This window comes from Kutzneria buriramensis, assembly GCF_003387475.1.
GTDB lineage: Bacteria > Actinomycetota > Actinomycetes > Mycobacteriales > Pseudonocardiaceae > Kutzneria > Kutzneria buriramensis.
The window spans coordinates 508068-523887 of record NZ_QUNO01000003.1; the positions used below are offsets into that span (position 1 = coordinate 508068).

Annotated in this window: 19 protein-coding genes; 3 read left to right on the forward strand and 16 right to left on the reverse strand. The window is 71.2% G+C overall.

The window, feature by feature from the left end:
• Positions 1-5: 5 nt before the first annotated feature.
• The 9 genes from BCF44_RS10770 to BCF44_RS10810 all read right to left on the reverse strand — a co-directional run bounded on the left by BCF44_RS10770 (position 6) and on the right by BCF44_RS10810 (position 8900).
• Positions 6-584 carry an RICIN domain-containing protein gene (locus BCF44_RS10770; RefSeq protein WP_116174305.1) on the reverse strand — a complete coding sequence of 193 codons (579 nt, stop codon included), beginning with the start codon at positions 582-584 and terminating at the stop codon, positions 6-8.
• A 163-nt stretch (positions 585-747) separates the two neighbouring features.
• The gene (locus BCF44_RS10775; protein ID WP_116174023.1) at positions 748-2076 is read right to left on the reverse strand and encodes a HAMP domain-containing sensor histidine kinase; all 1329 of its coding nucleotides are present in this window, start codon (positions 2074-2076) and stop codon (positions 748-750) included.
• Positions 2076-2738 carry a response regulator transcription factor gene (locus tag BCF44_RS10780; RefSeq protein WP_116174024.1) on the reverse strand — a complete coding sequence of 221 codons (663 nt, stop codon included), beginning with the start codon at positions 2736-2738 and terminating at the stop codon, positions 2076-2078. Before BCF44_RS10780 ends, BCF44_RS10775 begins: the two co-directional genes overlap by 1 nt.
• Before the next feature lie 21 nt (positions 2739-2759).
• Entirely contained in the window at positions 2760-3839 is a 1080-nt protein-coding gene (gene lgt, locus BCF44_RS10785; protein ID WP_116174025.1) for a prolipoprotein diacylglyceryl transferase, read from the reverse strand.
• A 57-nt stretch (positions 3840-3896) separates the two neighbouring features.
• Positions 3897-4667, reverse strand: a complete 771-nt coding sequence (gene trpA / locus BCF44_RS10790) for a tryptophan synthase subunit alpha (protein WP_116174026.1) — start codon at positions 4665-4667, stop codon at positions 3897-3899.
• A complete protein-coding gene (gene trpB, locus BCF44_RS10795) occupies positions 4667-5878 on the reverse strand; it encodes a tryptophan synthase subunit beta (protein WP_116174027.1) in 1212 nt (403 codons plus the stop codon). The genes trpA and trpB overlap by 1 nt, the downstream gene beginning before the upstream one ends.
• A gap of 20 nt (positions 5879-5898) precedes the next feature.
• Complete coding sequence (trpC, locus tag BCF44_RS10800; RefSeq protein ID WP_116174028.1) at positions 5899-6708, reverse strand: indole-3-glycerol phosphate synthase TrpC; 810 nt, start codon at positions 6706-6708, stop codon at positions 5899-5901.
• A gap of 127 nt (positions 6709-6835) precedes the next feature.
• On the reverse strand, positions 6836-7378 hold the full coding sequence (locus BCF44_RS10805) for a Trp biosynthesis-associated membrane protein (protein ID WP_116174029.1): 543 nt from the start codon (positions 7376-7378) through the stop codon (positions 6836-6838).
• A complete protein-coding gene (locus BCF44_RS10810) occupies positions 7371-8900 on the reverse strand; it encodes an anthranilate synthase component I (protein ID WP_116174306.1) in 1530 nt (509 codons plus the stop codon). Before BCF44_RS10810 ends, BCF44_RS10805 begins: the two co-directional genes overlap by 8 nt.
• A gap of 80 nt (positions 8901-8980) precedes the next feature.
• Here BCF44_RS10810 and BCF44_RS10815 point away from each other — a divergent pair, with 80 nt between their 5' ends.
• Positions 8981-9577 (forward strand): TetR/AcrR family transcriptional regulator, encoded by a 597-nt coding sequence (locus BCF44_RS10815; RefSeq protein ID WP_116174030.1) that lies wholly within the window; start codon positions 8981-8983, stop codon positions 9575-9577.
• Between the two features lie 258 nt (positions 9578-9835).
• On the opposite strand, the gene hisI is transcribed toward BCF44_RS10815, so the two are convergent.
• Genes hisI through BCF44_RS10840 form a run of 5 tightly spaced genes read right to left on the reverse strand, consistent with a single transcriptional unit; the run spans position 9836 to position 12757 of the window.
• Positions 9836-10243, reverse strand: coding sequence for a phosphoribosyl-AMP cyclohydrolase (hisI, locus tag BCF44_RS10820; protein WP_116174031.1), 408 nt, complete (start codon positions 10241-10243; stop codon positions 9836-9838).
• Complete coding sequence (locus tag BCF44_RS10825; protein WP_116174032.1) at positions 10240-10623, reverse strand: hypothetical protein; 384 nt, start codon at positions 10621-10623, stop codon at positions 10240-10242. Before BCF44_RS10825 ends, hisI begins: the two co-directional genes overlap by 4 nt.
• Entirely contained in the window at positions 10620-11393 is a 774-nt protein-coding gene (gene hisF, locus BCF44_RS10830; RefSeq protein ID WP_116174033.1) for an imidazole glycerol phosphate synthase subunit HisF, read from the reverse strand. Before hisF ends, BCF44_RS10825 begins: the two co-directional genes overlap by 4 nt.
• Positions 11394-11409: 16 nt before the next feature.
• Positions 11410-12138 carry an AAA family ATPase gene (locus BCF44_RS10835; protein WP_246014940.1) on the reverse strand — a complete coding sequence of 243 codons (729 nt, stop codon included), beginning with the start codon at positions 12136-12138 and terminating at the stop codon, positions 11410-11412.
• A gap of 10 nt (positions 12139-12148) precedes the next feature.
• Complete coding sequence (locus BCF44_RS10840) at positions 12149-12757, reverse strand: Uma2 family endonuclease (RefSeq protein ID WP_116174035.1); 609 nt, start codon at positions 12755-12757, stop codon at positions 12149-12151.
• Between the two features lie 474 nt (positions 12758-13231).
• On the opposite strand from BCF44_RS10840, the gene BCF44_RS10845 reads away from it, so the two are divergent.
• Both BCF44_RS10845 and BCF44_RS10850 read left to right on the forward strand, forming a co-directional pair.
• Positions 13232-13660: a DoxX family protein gene (locus BCF44_RS10845; RefSeq protein ID WP_116174036.1), complete on the forward strand. Its 429-nt coding sequence runs from the start codon at positions 13232-13234 to the stop codon at positions 13658-13660.
• 50 nt (positions 13661-13710) lie between these two features.
• A complete protein-coding gene (locus tag BCF44_RS10850; RefSeq protein WP_116174037.1) occupies positions 13711-14430 on the forward strand; it encodes a Clp protease N-terminal domain-containing protein in 720 nt (239 codons plus the stop codon).
• Here the strand turns inward: BCF44_RS10850 and priA are convergent.
• Together priA and hisH are read right to left on the reverse strand one after the other, a co-directional pair.
• A complete protein-coding gene (gene priA, locus BCF44_RS10855) occupies positions 14396-15127 on the reverse strand; it encodes a bifunctional 1-(5-phosphoribosyl)-5-((5-phosphoribosylamino)methylideneamino)imidazole-4-carboxamide isomerase/phosphoribosylanthranilate isomerase PriA (RefSeq protein WP_116174038.1) in 732 nt (243 codons plus the stop codon). The genes BCF44_RS10850 and priA overlap by 35 nt on opposite strands.
• Positions 15128-15137: 10 nt before the next feature.
• Positions 15138-15770, reverse strand: coding sequence for an imidazole glycerol phosphate synthase subunit HisH (hisH, locus tag BCF44_RS10860; RefSeq protein ID WP_211352975.1), 633 nt, complete (start codon positions 15768-15770; stop codon positions 15138-15140).
• Positions 15771-15820 lie beyond the last annotated feature (50 nt).

Sequence of the window (15820 nt, forward strand, 5' to 3'; positions counted from 1 at the left end):
AGCGATCAGTAACCGAGGCTCCACTGTTGGTTGGTGCCGCCGTCGCACGTCCACTGATCCACGTTCGCGCCGTCCTCGAGGCTGGCGTCCGCAACCTCCAGGCACTTGTGACTGTGCCGCGCCACCGCCAGGTAGCTGTTGCCACCCACGTGATAGAAGGACCACTGCTGGTTGGCGCCGCCATTGCACGTCGACTGGACCACGTTAGCGCCGTCCTCGAGGCTGGCGTCCGCAACCTCCAGGCACTTGTGACTGTGCCGCGCCACCATCAGGTACCTGTTGTTCTCCAGATACAAGAAGGACCACTGCTGGTTGAGGCTCTCATCGCACGTCCGCTGGACCACGTTCGCGCCGTTGTCGACGCTGGCGTCCGCAACCTCCAGGCACTTGACGCTGTGCCGCGCCACGATGATGAAGGTGTAGGGATGGGGCCGCTGAGCGAATGCCGTGTGGCTGGGGAGAGTGGAGAGCGCGGGACCGTTCACGCCCCGGGCGTCGGCCCGGGACGCCGCCGCCGGAAGGCTGAACGCGACGGCAACGACCAGCACCGCGAGCAGCGCCGTCCTCGATCTCGGTTCACGCATGGTGCCCGCCACCTTTCACGTCGTGATTTCCTGCCGAAGCCCTGATGCGCGGCCGGATCTCCGCGCCGTCCTGACTACGGTCGACGGGGCGGCCGGTGGTGGCGCACTGCGGACATCGGCGGCGGCTGGCCGAATTCCCCCGCGTCCCGACCGGACACTGCGCTCAGTCGCGACTCGCGGGGGTGATGACGACGTCCAGGCCGGGGTTCGCCTCGGCCAGGCGGAGCGTGCCGCCGGCGGCGGAGATCAGGTCGGCGCAGATGGACAGACCCAGGCCGGTGCCGCTGACGTTCTGGTGCCTGGGGGAACGCCAGAACCGGTTGAGGGCCTGCGCCCGGTCCTCTTCGGACAACCCGGTTCCGTTGTCGGCGACGTGCAGGGAACCGTCCACGAAGAACACTCGGACGCGTGTGCCGCCGGACAGCCGGGCGGCGTTGGCCACCAGTTCGTCCAGGACACTGCCATAGGACACCGGAACCCGTTGCCCCGCCGGCACATCCGTCTCGACGGTCACGCCGAGCACCTGCCACTTGGGCAGATGGGCGGACACCAGCAGGGCCAGCTCCACGGTCTCGGCGGCGGCGTCGAGCCGGGTGGCGGCGAGCAGCGCGTCCAGCACGTTGCCCATCTCCTGGGCCTCGTCGACGGCGATGTGGTGCGCCTCGCGCACGGGCTCGGAGTCGGGCAGGTGCGGCTTCAGGTTGTCGACGGCCAACCGCAGGCTGGCCAGCGGGTTGCGCAGCTGGTGCGAGGCGTCGGCGACGAAGTCCCGCTGCCGGCGCATCGCGGTGTTGACCACGTCGACCATGGTGTTGAAGGACGTGCTGAGCCGGCGCAGCTCGGGCGGCCCGCTGACGTCGTCCACGTGCGTGTCGACAATGCCGCCGGCGATCGCCGCGGTCGCCTCGTCCAGCCGCCGGACGGGCCGCAGGATCCAGCGCGAGATCGGCCAGGCCGCCGCTATCACCGCTAGCAGCGGCAGGATTCCTAGCGCCGCCAGCCAGCCCCACTGGGACAGGATGTCGGCGCGCAGGCGGTCGGTCGGCGACACCTCGACCACCGCCGCCACGACCTCGCTGTCCCGCCCCACCGGCTCGACGACGACCAGCGGCGCGGTCTCCCACGGCATCACCGCCGCCGGCGGGCTCGGCCGCGTGCCGGCGAACGCCGAGTCCATGGCGGCGACCACCGCCGGATCGGTCAGGTCGGGCCGTTGCTGCGACGCCGCCACGATGTCGCCGTCGACCGCGACCACGGCGACCGGGATGCCGTACAGCTGGCCGTAGCGGGCCACCTCGTCCTGCAACGCCTCGGTGTGGGTGGAGTTGAGCGCGCTCTCCGCCAGCGACGCGAACCGGCCGACGTCGGTGAGCCGGTCCAGGTACGTCGCCTGCGTCTCCCGCTCGGCTACGGCGTTGGCCAGCGGGCCGCCCAGCGCCGCCGCCAGCAGCAACAGCAGCGGGAGCAGGACGAGGAGGAGGCGTCGGAGCATCAGCCCACCAGGCGGTAGCCGACGCCGCGGACGGTCTCGATGCGCACCTGGCCGCCGAGCTTGCCGCGCAGCGCCGCGACGTGGGTGTCCAACGTCCGTGACGGCGCCTCCCACGACGCCTGCCACACCTGGTCCATGATCAGATCCCGGCTCACGACCTGCCCCGGGCGCGCCGCTAGCAGCGCTAGCAGGTCGAACTCCTTACGGGTCAACGCCAGCTCGCGGTCATCCACCGAAACGGCGCGCGTGGCGGTGTCCAGCCGCAGCGGCCCGACCGCCACGATCTCGGCGTCCACGGCCTCCGCCCGCGCCCACCGGGTGCGCCGCAGCACCGCCTCGATCCGGGCCAGCAGCTCCGCCGTGCCGAACGGCTTCACCACGTAGTCGTCCGCGCCGGACCGCAGCCCGAGCACCCGGTCCCGTTCCTCACCGCGGGCCGTCACGGCGATCACCGCGGTCCCGGAGTCGCGCCGCAGCCGGCGCAACACCTCGATGCCGTCGCCATCGGGCAGCCCCATGTCGAGCAGCACCACGTCGACCGGCGGGGCGCTCACCGCGTCCGCCACCGTGCCCACCCGGTGCACTTCGTAGCCGGCGTGGCGCAGCGCCGTCACCAGGCCCCGCGCCACCCGGTCATCGTCCTCGACGACGAGGATCCGCATGGACAGCGATGGTAGGCCGACTCAGCTCTTGCGCTCGGCAGCTTCCTCGACGCGAGTCTCCTCCGCGGACTTCGGCTCCTCGGACTTCTCGTCCGCCGGGGCCTCCTCCTCGGCCTTCTCCGACTCAGTGGTATCCGATTCGGCTTCCTCCGCGGCGCCCTCGGCCTTCTCGGCGTCCGCGACCTCCATGTCGACGGCCTCGCCGGAGGCGTCCGGCAGCCCCGCCTCGTACGCCTCGCGAATGGCCACCAGGTCCTCGCGGGGGCCGCGCTTGCGCGCCACGATCAGATAGATCACCGCGCCGATGAACACGATCGCGGCGGTGAAGACGTTGATCCGCACGCCGAAGACGTGCGTCGCCTCGTCGTTGCGCATGAGCTCGATCCAGAACCGGCCCGCGGTGTAGCCGGCGACGTACAGCGCGAACGCCCGGCCGTGGCCCAGCTTGAACCGCCGGTCGGCCCACACCACCAGGATCGCGACGCCGATGTTCCACAGCAGCTCGTAGAGGAACGTCGGGTGCACCAGCTCGGTGGGCGGGCCCTGCGCGATGCCGTTGATCGGGTCGGCGATGCCGGTGCTCGGGTCGACCCGGTTGTAGATCTCCAGCGCCCACGGCACGTCGGTGGGACGACCGTAGAGCTCCTGGTTGAAGTAGTTGCCGATGCGGCCGATGGCCTGCGCGAGCACGATGCCGGGGGCGATCGCGTCGGCGACCGCCGGCAGCGGCACGCCCCGGCGGCGGGCGCCGATCCACGCGCCGACGCCGCCCAGCGCGATGGCGCCCCAGATGCCGAGGCCGCCGTTCCACACCTCGAGCGCCCCGATGGGGTTGCCGCCCGGGCCGAAGTAGGTCCGCCAGTCGGTGGCCAGGTGGTACAGGCGGCCGCCGACCAGGCCGAACGGCACGGCCCAGACGGCCATGTCGGTGATGAAGCCCTTCTGGCCGCCGCGCGCCTGGAACCGGCGCTCGCCCCACACGATCGCCACGATGATGCCGGCGATGATGCACAGCGCGTAGGCGCGGATCGGGATCGGCCCGAGGTGCCACACGCCCTGTGGCGGGCTGGGGAAGCTGGCCAGGATCACATGGTTCGGCACGCGCCCACGGTACTTGAGGCTGTGTGACGCCTGTGTCCGACCCGGGTTCGTATCAGGTCACGACGCGGTGGCCACCGGGTTGCGCACGCCCTCGGCGAGCTCCTTGGCCAGCTCAGCGACGCCGGACTCGCCGTCGGCCGACCTGGTCACGAAGGCCGAGCCGACGATGACCGCGTCCGCGAAGGCGGCCAGCTCCGCCGCCTGCGCCCCCGACTTCACGCCGAGGCCGACGCCGATCGGCAGGTCGGTGTGGGCACGCACGCGCGCCACCAGCTCCGGCGCGGCGTTGCTGACCACGTCCCGCGCGCCGGTCACGCCCATCACGGACGTCGCGTACAGGAAGCCGCTGCTCGCCGCGGCGGTCATGGCGATGCGCTCCTCGGTCGAGGACGGCGCGACCAGGAAGATGCGGTTCAGGCCGTGCGCCTGCGACGCGGCCATCCACTCGGCGGCCTCGTCCGGCACCAGGTCCGGCGTGATGATGCCCAGGCCGCCGGCCGCGGCCAGGTCGCGCGAGAACTTGTCCACGCCGTAGTGGTAGATCGGGTTCCAGTAGCTCATCACCACGGCCTTGCCGCCGGCCGCGGACACGGCCTCGACGACCTCGAACACGTGGCGCAGCCGAAAGCCGTTCGCCAGCGCCTGGTCGGCGGCGGCCTGGATGGTCGGCCCGTCCATCACCGGGTCCGAGTAGGGCACGCCCACCTCGACCAGGTCGCAGCCGCCGTCGACCATGGCCTTGAGCAGCGATTTCGAGCCTTCGACGGTGGGGAAGCCGGCCGGCAGGTAGCCGATCAGCGAGGACCGTCCCTCGTCGAGCAGCGGCATCAGGAGTCACTCTCCGGCACGAGGTTGAAGAACTTGTTGGCGGTGCCCATGTCCTTGTCGCCGCGACCGGACAGGTTCACCAGGATCACGCCGTCGGGACCGAGCTCGCGGCCCAGCACCTGGGCGCCGGCCAGCGCGTGCGAGGACTCGATGGCCGGGATGATGCCCTCGGTCCGGGACAGCAGCATCATCGCGTCCATGGCCTCGGCGTCGGTCACGGGCCGGTACTCGGCGCGGCCGATGTCCTTGAGGTACGAGTGCTCCGGGCCGACGCCCGGGTAGTCCAGGCCGGCCGAGATCGAGTAGGCCTCGACGGTCTGGCCGTCCTCGTCCTGCAACAGGTACGAGCGGGCGCCGTGCAGCATGCCGGGTGTGCCCTCGGTCAGCGTCGCGCCGTGCTCGCCGGACTCGATGCCGTGCCCGCCGGGCTCCAGGCCGACCAGCCGCACCTCGGGGTCGTCGAGGAAGCCGTGGAAGATGCCGATCGCGTTGGAGCCGCCGCCCACGCAGGCCGCGACCACGTCCGGCAGCCGGCCGATCAGGTCCAGGCACTGCTGCCGGGCCTCGATGCCGATGATCCGGTGGAAGTTGCGGACCATCACCGGGAACGGGTGGCCGCCGGCCGCGGTGCCGAGCAGGTAGTGCGTGGTGTCGACGTTGGCGACCCAGTCCCGCAGCGCCTCGTTGATGGCGTCCTTGAGGGTGCGCGAGCCGGTCTTCACCGCGATGACCTCGGCGCCGAGCAGCCGCATGCGGGCCACGTTCAGCGCCTGGCGCTCGGTGTCGACCTCGCCCATGTAGATCACGCAGTCCAGGCCCATCAGCGCGCACGCGGTGGCGGTGGCCACGCCGTGCTGGCCGGCGCCGGTCTCGGCGATGACCCGCTTCTTGCCCATGCGCTTGGTCAGCAGCGCCTGCCCGAGCACGTTATTGATCTTGTGCGAGCCGGTGTGGTTGAGGTCCTCGCGCTTGAGCAGGATCCGCGCGCCGCCGGCGTGCTCGGCGAACCGCTTGGCCTCGGTCAGCAGCGACGGCCGGCCCGCGTAGTCCCGCAGCAGGCGGTCGAACTCGCCGGTGAACTCGGGGTCGAGGCGGGCCTTCTCGTACACCGCGGTCAGCTCGTCCATGGCCGCGATCAGCGCCTCCGGCAGGAACCTGCCGCCGTACTCGCCGAAGTAGCCCCGCTGATCCGGGTCGTGCTTGTCGGTCATGTCTCCCCAGAGAGCTGTCGTCAACGACTGGGCCGCGGGCAGGCCGGGTGCGAGCCGGCGGTGACCAGCTGCGTCACGGCCGCCTTCGGATCCCCGCTGGTGATCAGGCTTTCCCCGACCAGCACGGAGTCCGCGCCCGCGCCGGCGTAGGTCATCAGGTCGCCGGGGCTGCGCACGCCGGACTCGGCCACCTTGTAGGTGTCGAACGGCAGGCCGGGCGCCAGCCGGCTGAACATGTCCCGGTCCACCTCGAGCGTGTGCGGGTTGCGCGCGTTCACGTCGAGCACCTTGGCCCCGGCCTCCAGGGCCCGGTCGCACTCCTCGGCGTTGTGCACCTCGACCAGCGCGACCATGCCCAGCGACTCGATGCGGTCCAGCAGCGCCTCCAGGGCGTTCTGCTCCAGCGCGGCCACCATCAGCAGCACCATGTCGGCGCCGTGCGCGCGGGCCTCGTGCACCTGGTACGGGCTGACGACGAAGTCCTTGCACAGCACGGGAACGCTCACCGCGGCCCGGACCGCGGCCAGGTCGGCCAGCGACCCGCCGAAGTGCCGCCGCTCGGTCAGCACGCTGATCACCCGGGCCCCCGCGGCCTGGTATTCCCTTGCCAGTTCGGCGGGATCGAGCACCGGGACGAGTTCGCCGCGCGCCGGGCTGCGCCGCTTGACCTCGGCGATGACGCCGATGCCGGGCGCGTTCAGGGCGGTCATCACGTCGCGCGGCGACGCCGCCGCCAGCGAGCGTTCCTTGATGACCTCGAATGGGATTTCGGCCTGGCGCGCGGCCAGGTCGGCGCGGACGCCGTCGATGATCGAGTCGAGCACGGTCACGCCAACTCCCCTTCCCGCCGCGTTTGATGCTAACCCCGCGATGCATCGGGCACGTACGGCGGGTCATCGAAGGACCCCTGGTAGTCAAGGCCCTAACCGGTAACAATCACGCCGCGTGCCGCTTCCGTCACTGATTGGCGGTGGGGTCCGAGCCCGAGTCCAGCGCCTGCCAGAGGTCGCGGTCCGGGTCGGCCGCCTTCTTGGCCTGCGCCGGAGCCTGGTAGCGGGCGCCGAGCCGGGGCATCCGGTGCCCGGACCGGACCAACAGGACACCCGCGAGCGTCACGGCCAGCCCGGCCAGCACCGCGATCCCGTGCCCGGCCACGATGGTCACGGTCGGGTAGCCCGCCGGGTGGGTGGCGAAGATTTCCGGGGCGTTGTCGAAGCCGACCCAGACCGTGCCCACGCCGACCAGGAACACCACCCCGCCGGCGATCCGCCGCAGCAGCCCGCCGGTCGCCACCACCGCCGCGATCAGCGCCAGCGCCAGCAGGGCCAGCGGCACCAGCGCGGTCGCCTCCTGCGAGCCGGTCAGCTTGGTGGTCACCACCCCGGCCAGCGGGTCGGTGCGCTGCGTCCACGACCACGTCATCAGCGACGACAGCCACAGCAGCAGCGAGGCCAGCGCCAGCAGGCCCACCACCGTCCAGAGTGGACGACGGTCAGACATCGGCGGTCACCGAGTCGCGGGCCGGCCGCAGCGTCTCCGCGGTGGCGATGGCGGCCAGCACCGCGCGCGCCTTGTTCAGGCACTCGGTGTCCTCCGCCTGCGGGTTGGAGTCCGCCACGATGCCCGCGCCGGCCTGCACGTAGGCCACGCCGTCGCGGACCAGGGCGGTGCGGATGGCGATCGCGGTGTCGGCGTCGCCGGCGAAGTCCAGGTAGCCGACGATGCCGCCGTACAGGCCGCGGCGGGTCGGCTCCAGCTCCTCGATCAGCTCCATCGCGCGGGGCTTGGGCGCGCCGGACAGCGTGCCGGCCGGGAAACACGCCGCCACCGCGTCGAATGCGGTGCGGCCCTCGTCGAGTTGGCCGGTGACCGTGGACACGATGTGCATCACGTGGCTGTACCGCTCCACCTTGAAGAAGTCGACCACGTGCACCGAGCCGGGCCGGCAGACCCGCCCCAGGTCGTTGCGCCCCAGGTCGACCAGCATCAGGTGCTCGGCGCGCTCCTTGGCGTCGGACAGCAGGTCCTTCTCCAGCAGCGCGTCCTCGTCGGGGTCGGCGCCGCGCCAGCGGGTGCCGGCGATCGGGTGCGCGGTCGCCTTGCCCTCGCGCACCGTGACCAGCGCCTCCGGGCTCGCGCCGACGATGTCGAAGCCGTCCAGCCGCAGCAGGTACATGTACGGGCTGGGGTTGGTCGTGCGCAGCACCCGGTACACGTCCAGGGCGTCCGCGGTGGTGTCGACCTCGAACCGCTGGGACAGCACCACCTGGAAGGCCTCGCCGGCGCGGATGGCCTCCTTGGCCGTCTCCACCGCCGCGCCGAACTCCTCGGACGTGCGGCGGCGGCGCAGCCGCACCTCGGCCGGCCGCAGCGTCGACACCGTCGGTGGGGCCTCGGCGGAGAGCTCCTCGGTCATCTCGTCCAGGCGGCGCACCGCGTCGTCGTAGGCCGCGTCCACCCGCTCCGGCGAGTCGTCCCAGTTGACGGCGTTGGCGATCAGCGTGATGGAGCCCGAGTGGTGGTCCAGCGCCGCCAGGTCGGTGGCCAGCAGCATCACCATCTCCGGCAGCTTCAGGTCGTCCTCGGCCAGCTCCGGCAGGCGCTCCAGGCGGCGCACCGAGTCGTAGCCGACGAAGCCGACCATGCCGCCGGTCAACGGGGGCAGGCCGGGCAGCGGGTCGGTGCGCAGCACCTCGATGGTCTCGCGCAGGGCCTGCATCGGGTCGCCGCCGCTGGGCAGGCCGACCGGCGGCATGCCGGTCCAGACCGCTTCGCCGTCCCGCACGGTCAGCGCCGCCGGGCTGCGCACGCCCACGAACGACCACCGCGACCACGACCGGCCGTTCTCGGCGGATTCCAGCAGGAAGGTGCCCGGACGGTCGGCGGCGAGCTTGCGGTACACCCCCACCGGTGTCTCGGCGTCCGCGAGCAGGCGGCGGACGACCGGGATGACCCTGCGCTGTGCCGCCAGCGCGCGGAACTCGTCGCGGCTGGGACTGACCTCCCCGAAGGCACTGACCATGGTCGCCATTGTTCCCCATCGGGTTGACGCCGTGGCCAAGCGGTCCTAGATTTCAATGGTTGTTGAAATAAGGAGAGCACGTGACCGACCCCAAGCGGCGGGGCCGCCGACCCGCCGGCGAGGACACCAGGGCGGCCCTGTTGGCCGCCGCCCGGGAGGTCTTCACCGAACAGGGATTCGACGGCGCCACCGTACGTGCCATCGCCGCGCGGGCCGAGGTGGACCCCGCGATGGTCAACCACTGGTTCGGCGGCAAGCAGGGCCTGTTCGCCGCCGCGGTCGAACTCCCGGTCACGCCCGAGTGGATCCGGGAGACGGTGTTGAGCGGTCCCGTCGACCAGATCGCGGTCCGGGTGGTGCGGACGTTCATCACCACCTGGGACAACTCCGGCGGCGGCTCCTTCGCCACCCTCGTGCGCAGCGCCGCCACCCAGGAGTCGGCCGCCCAGATGCTCAAGCAGTTCATCTCCGTCCTGTTCGGCGGCATCATCCGCGAACTCGGCGTCGACCAGCCGGAGCTGCGCCTGGGCCTGTTCGGCTCGCAGTTGGCCGGCCTCGGGCTGGCCCGCTACGTGCTGCGGCTGGACTCCATCGTGGACGCCGACATCGACACCCTGGCCGCCACCATCGGGCCCACCCTCCAGCGCTACCTCACCGGCGACCTCAACCTGCCCTGACCGCCGTCAGCCCCGGAGACCGCTCGGCCGCGCCGGCGACCTCGCCTGACTACCGTCAGCCCGAAGACCGCTCGGCCGCGCCGGCGCCTGGACCGTCGCCGGATTTCGATCGCTCGCCACCCGACGTGCCCCACAACCCCAGCCGACGCGAGCGATCGCAATCCGGCTAGGGAAGGCGCCGGTCACGAGCGGCCGAGCCCCGCCCGGAACGGGCGGCAAAGGCTCAGCCGAGCCCCGCCCGGAACGGGCGGCAAAAGCTCAGCCGAGCCGCGACGCCGGAGGCGGCGCCACAAGCTCAGCCGAGCCCGCCCCGCCGGAGGCGGGGCCAAGAATGCTGCCGGCGTCGAAGCAGGTGCGGTCGCCGGTGTGGCAGGCCCCGCCCTCCTGGTCCACCACCAGCAGCACGGTGTCGCCGTCGCAGTCCAGGCGCACCTCGTGCACCCGCTGGGTGTGCCCGGACGTCTCGCCCTTGATCCACTGCGCCTGCCGGCTGCGCGAGTAGTACGTCGCCTCGCGGGTGGTGAGCGTGCGGTGCAGGGCGGCGTCGTCCATCCACGCCACCATCAGCACCTCGCCGGTGCCGCGCTGCTGCGCGACCGCGCACACCAGCCCGTCGGCGTTTCGCTTGAGCCGCTTGGCGATCTCGGGGTCGAGCGTGTCGGTCACGTGGCGCTTCCCATGTGTCGGCGGGCGGGCAGGGTGATCTGCAGGACCAGCGAGTAGACGTGCACGGCGGCCAGCACCCCGGTCAGCACCGCCAGCCAGATCTCGCTGGCCAGCAAGGCGAACGCGGCATACAGCACCGCGACGAGGATCGTCCACAGTAGAGCGGGTACGCGCACCGGCCGGGCCCCGGCCAGCAGCCCGGCGCCGAGGCCGAGGCTGATCACCGCGACCGGCGCGGGCAGGATCACCGAGCCGAGGTCGCCGGCCTGGATGCCCAGCACCAGGAACGTCAACAGGAACAGCAGCCCACCGCCGGCCAATACGAGAGATGCGAGCTTGATCTCCAGCGGGGCCGAGGAACCCGGCAGCACCTGCTTCACCGGATCACCGCCCCGGCGCCGCGCAGCTCGTCCTTGACCTCGCCGATGCTGAGCGTGCCGAAGTGGAACACGCTCGCCGCGAGCACCGCGTCCGCGCCGGCCGCGATGGCCGGCGGGAAGTGGTCGACCTGGCCGGCGCCGCCGCTGGCGATCAGCGGCACGGTCACCTGCGCCCGTACCAGCCGGATCAGCTCCAGGTCGAAGCCCGCCTTCGTGCCGTCGGCGTCCATCGAGTTGAGCAGGATCTCGCCGACGCCCAGCTCCTGGCCGCGCGCCGCCCACTCCACCGCGTCGATGCCCGTGCCGCGGCGTCCGCCGTGGGTCGTCACCTCGAAGCCCGACGGCGTCGGCTCGCCGCCCTCTGGCACGCGCCGCGCGTCCACCGACAGCACGATGCACTGCGCGCCGAACCGCTGCGAGGCCTCCCGCAGCAGCTCCGGCCGGGCGATCGCGGCGGTGTTGATGCTGACCTTGTCCGCGCCCGCGCGGAGCAGCCGGTCCACGTCCTCGGGGGCGCGCACGCCGCCGCCGACCGTGAGCGGGATGAACACCTGCTCCGCCGTGCGGCGGACCACGTCGTAGGTGGTCTCGCGGTCCGAGGAGGACGCCGTCACGTCCAGGAATGTCAGCTCGTCGGCGCCGGCCGCGTCGTAGGCGGCCGCCAGCTCGACCGGGTCGCCCGCGTCCCGGAGGTCGGTGAAGTTGACGCCTTTGACGACACGGCCCCGGTCGACGTCGAGACACGGGATCACACGGACTGCGACGGGCATACCGCCAGCTTACGGGTCATGCCAGCAGGTGCCGCAGATAGCGGTCCGGTTCGGCGAGGAACTCCCGGGTCAGCCGCACCGGCAGCGCCGAGTCGAAGTCCACCCGCTCGATCGCGCCGTCCTCGCCCACCTCCAGGATCGCCGCGCCCGGCAGGGACAGCAGGATCGGCGAGTGCGTGGCCACGATCAGCTGGCAGTCCTGCTGCGCGAGATCCGCCATTCGCGCCACCAGCGCCAGGCAACCGCGCACTGACAGCGCCGCCTCCGGCTCGTCCAGGATGTACAGGCCATTAGGCCCGAAACGGTGCGTCACCAGATCCAAAAAGGACTCGCCGTGCGAGCGCTCATGCGGCGACCGGCCGCCGTAGTGCTGGATCGAGTCGTGCCCCAGCCGCTCGATCTCCGTCGCCACGTTGTAGTACGACTCCGCCCGCAGGAAGAACCCCGTGCGGGGCTTGCCGATCCCCCGGCTCAGCGTCAGGTAGTCCCCCAGCGACGACTCCGTCGCCCGCGTCGCGAACCGGAAGTCCTGGCTCCCGCCCTCCGGGTTGAACCCGGCGGCGACCGCGATCGCCTCCACCAGCGTCGACTTGCCGGCCCCGTTCTCGCCGATCAGGAAGGTGACGCCGGCCCGGAGGTCGAGCCCCTCCGACTCGGCCAGCCACCGCACCACCGGCAGCGTGAAGGGATACCGACCCGTCGACGGCTCGTCCAGCCGCACCCGCCGAATGAACGAACCACCCACGGCTCCCACTCTATGGGGTCAACCTGACCAGGGCATCCAGGTCGAGCCGCACCGGGAACGGCACCGACGCGGTGAACACACCGGCGACACCGCCATTGTCCTGATAGCCGAACTCACCGGCCAGATGGCAGTCGACCAGCGAGACGGGCTCGTCGACGTCGATGATCCAGTAATGCGGGATCCCCGCGTCGGCATACTCCCCGCGCTTGATGACGTTGTCCATCCGCACGGAGCCCCGCGACACGATCTCGACGATCACCAACACCTCGGAGGCACGCAACAGCGTGCCCTCGGCGTCGGATCGTTCGTAGGCCGCCGAGTCGACGATGATCAGGTCTGGCCTGCGCACATTGCCCGGCTCATCCGGCGCTGCCAGCTCAAGGTTGATGTCGATGTCCGGGATAGCGCCGAGGCCAGTGGGCAGCTGAGGCGCCAGCTGGATGATCAGCTGCGACGTCGTGACCATGTGCCGGGACTTCGGCGAAAGGCTCATCACGAGCCAGCCCTCCTGAAGTTCCCAGCGGTGTTCGGTGTCTTCGGGCAGGCGCTCATACTCGGCAGTCGTCAGGGGATGATCGGAATTCGGCGGCAATTGCCAGCCCAGAGGCGACGCAGTCACAGCAACTCCTCACGTCTGTCCGAAGCCTGCCACACCATGATCGCCCACCCCCCGTCCGAGCCGGCGGTTCCCTCGCCCGGACACACTGAATACCGACTTCCGGGCCACCCTCGTCACCGAACGTGACACCGGCCGAGGTGGGCCGCCGTCGGCGGCCGGTCAGCTCTACCGGCCCCCGGCAGCACGGTCCGCCGAGACCTGCACCACACCCGGCGGGCCCGAATGCAGACTGGAAACACTCCAAATAAACCCGCCGCCGCACACATTTTCGAACTAGGTAGTTCCGGCCATACCTAGGGTTATTTCGGGATGGCCGTACCCGTAACGCGCCCAATACGCTACTCACGGTGAGACCGGCCACGGGTCCCGCCTACCCGAAAACTCCCCGTTCCCGCGGAGGCGCGCGTGTCCGAAGTCATGCACACGATCACAAGAGTCGAGAGCACAATACACTCCTGGCTGGGGCGAAACAGCGTGCGACTGCTCCGGATCAGCATGGGATCGATCATTCTCCTCTTCGGTTTCCTCAAGTACTTCCCGGGCGTCAGCCCGGCCGAGCACATGGTGGAGACGGTCAGCCGGATGCTGACCCTGGGCCTCATGCCGGACCGGCTGGTGATGGTCGGATTCGCCACCGTTGAATGCGTGATCGGACTGTCGGTGATCACCGGAGTGGGCCTCAGACTGGTGATATACCCGATGGCGCTATGGGCGGTCGGCATTCTGCTGCCACTGGTTCTGATGCCGGGCGAACTGTTCAGCGGCCCGGACCACATGCCCAATCTCGAGGGTCAGTACGTGCTCAAGGACGTCATTCTGCTGACGGCGACAATGGTGATCGCGGACGCCGCGGTCCGGGCGGGACGCCCCCGCACGTACGGCGCGTCCGGCACGTGGCAGTGACGTCAACCGAAGGTTGACAGCCGTACCAGGGTCAACCTAACGTTGACGGCATGACCACACCGATCCGACTCGACGACATGATCAACCTGGTCGCCCATCTCCACCCGGACGGCGACCCGCTGGCCCGGCTGGCCGAGGCGGTGCAGCAGGCGGACCGCCTCGGCGAGCTGTCCGACCACCTGGTCGGACACTTCGTCGACCAGGCCCGGCGGGCCGGCGCCACCTGGACCGACATCGGCCGCAGCATGGGCGTCACCAAGCAGGCCGCGCAGAAGCGCTTCGTGCCCAAGGACGAGCCGATGGACTGGGGCCCGTTCAGCCGCTTCACCGACCGCGCCCGCCGGGTCGTGGCGCAGTCCCAGACCGAGGCCCAGACCGCCGGCCACGGCTACATCGGCACCGAGCACATCGCGCTGGCGCTGATGTCGCAGCCGGAGGGCCTGGCCGCGCAGGCCCTGGCCGCGCAGGGCGTCACCGAGGAACAGGTCCGCGCCGCGGTGAAGGTCGCGGCGCCGGCCGGCGGTGAGGCAGTCACCGGGCACATCCCCTTCACGCCGCGAGCGCGCAAGGTGCTGGAGCTGTCCGTACGCGAAGCGCTGCGCCTGGAGCACAACTTCATCGGCACCGAGCACGTGCTGCTCGGCCTGCTGGCCGAGGGCGACGGCATCGGCGCCAAGGTGCTGACCGGTCTCGGCGTGCAGGCCGCCGAGGCCGAACGCTGGATCCTGGCGAAGTTCAGCGAGTTGCAGCGAGAGCGTCAGGGAGAGTGAAAGCGTTGGCGTAGAGGGCCTTGCCGACGATGGCACCCTCGACGCCGTCGGCGGCCAGCCCGGCCAGCGCGACCAGATCGTCCACACTGGACACTCCGCCGGAGGCGATCACCGGGGCGTCGGTGCGGTCGCAGACCGCCCGCAGCAGCTCCAGGTTGGGGCCGCGCAGCGTGCCGTCCTTGCTGACGTCGGTGACGACGTAGCGGGAGCAGCCGTCCCGGTCCAGCCGGTCCAGCACGTCCCACAGGTCGCCGCCGTCGCTGGTCCAGCCGCGGGCGGCCAGCCGGTGCCCCTGCTCGGTGATCCGCACGTCCAGGCCCACCGCCACCTTGTCGCCGTGCTCGGCGATGGCCTTGGCGCACCACTGTGGGTTCTCCAGCGCGGCGGTGCCCAGGTTGACCCGGGTGCAGCCGGTGGACAGCGCGGCGGCCAGCGACTCGTCGTCGCGGATGCCGCCGGACAGCTCCACCTTCACGTCCAGCTTGCCGACGACGCCGGCGAGCAGCTCGCGGTTGGAACCACGGCCGAACGCGGCGTCGAGGTCGACGAGATGGATCCACTCGGCGCCGTCGTGCTGCCACGCGAGCGCGGCCTCCAGCGGGTCGCCGTACGAGGTCTCGGTGCCGGCCTCGCCCTGGACGAGGCGCACCGCCTTGCCGTCGGCGACATCAACGGCGGGGAGCAGGTAGAACGTCACGAAGGGGACCCTATCGCGTGCTGGCGAGCCAGTTCTCCAGCAGGTGCGCGCCGGCGTCGCCGGACTTCTCCGGGTGGAACTGGGTGGCGCACAGCGCGCCGTTCTCCACCGCGGCGACGAAGTCCTCGCCGTGGTTCGCCCACGTCACCAGCGGCGCCTTGAGGGTGCTGTCCGGCACCAGCTCCCACTTGCGCACGCCGTAGGAGTGCACGAAGTAGAAGCGGGCGTCGGCGTCGAGGCCGTCGAACAGCACGGAGCCCTCGGCGGCCTGCACCGTGTTCCAGCCCATGTGCGGCAGCACGTCCGCGTGCAGGCGCTCCACGGTGCCCGGCCACTCGCCGCAGCCGGCGGACTCGATGCCGTGCTCGACGCCGCGCTCGAACAGGATCTGCATGCCGACGCAGATGCCCAGCACGGGGCGGCCGCCGGCGAGCCGCTCGCCGATGATCCGCGCGCCGCGCACGGCGTTCAGACCCGTCATGCACGCCGCGTACGCGCCGACCCCGGGCACCACGAGGGCGTCGGCGGCCAGCGCCGCCCGATGATCGGCGGTCACCTCCACGTCGGCGCCGACGCGGCGCAGCGCGCGCTCGGCCGAGCGGAGGTTGCCTGATCCGTAATCCAGCACGACTACACGGGGCACGAGCACAGCTTAGAGGGCCTCGCGACCGTGATCTACATCACGGTACGGAG